The organism is Clostridium psychrophilum (assembly GCF_018861705.1).
Classification (GTDB): Bacteria; Bacillota; Clostridia; order Clostridiales; family Clostridiaceae; genus Clostridium_AD; species Clostridium_AD psychrophilum.
The window spans coordinates 1-676 of record NZ_JAHLEC010000274.1; the positions used below are offsets into that span (position 1 = coordinate 1).

1 protein-coding gene is annotated in these 676 nt (G+C 30.9%); it reads right to left on the reverse strand.

From position 1 onward, the window contains the following. Window positions 1-374: 374 nt before the first annotated feature. Window positions 375-545: a hypothetical protein gene (locus KPL38_RS19445; RefSeq protein WP_216290773.1), complete on the reverse strand. Its 171-nt coding sequence runs from the start codon at window positions 543-545 to the stop codon at window positions 375-377. Window positions 546-676 lie beyond the last annotated feature (131 nt).

The window sequence follows — 676 nt, forward strand, 5'->3', positions numbered from 1 at the left end:
GCAGGACTTAAAGTTTCAGGTTTTAGTATTTTAAATTTATTAGAGTAGCGGTTTAACAATTGAAAACTTTTTCCTGAAAAATCCTGCATCGTACAGGCCTGTTTGCTATGTCTATTTTTATTACTAACTACTCTCTGAGCATAAAATTTATAGTGCTTAATGATTCTAAACAAAATGAAGTTTTACACATTAGTTTCCGTGACTACTCTAATCATTTTGATAAGTACTGCTACCCTCTACATTAATGTCCACAGTTATTGCATCTGCTCTCTATCATCAATGAGCATCTTATCAACAATTTTCATGTACTAAGTTACCATTTCATCTCCTTGTGCAAATAAAATTCATTCCATAAAAACAACAAGAGAATTTATTCATTGCCCTCTGTTATTTTTACCAACTAAACCTCCACCATTACCTGATGATGCGCTTTGTGTACCATGGATTGATGCTCTCTTACCATTTTTTTGCATAGCAGATTTTGCTTTTTTTTCTTCAATAACTTTCTTCATTATTTCCATGTTTTTGCTTATATCATTTTTCATATTTTTACCCTCTTTTTTTTAAAGATAGTGTTAACACTATCTTTGTTTTATTTATTTAAGACCCTGCAATTGCAAGGATTGTAGCTGTTTTTAAGAAAAAAAACAATGACCCCCTCTTTCTGGTATAATTG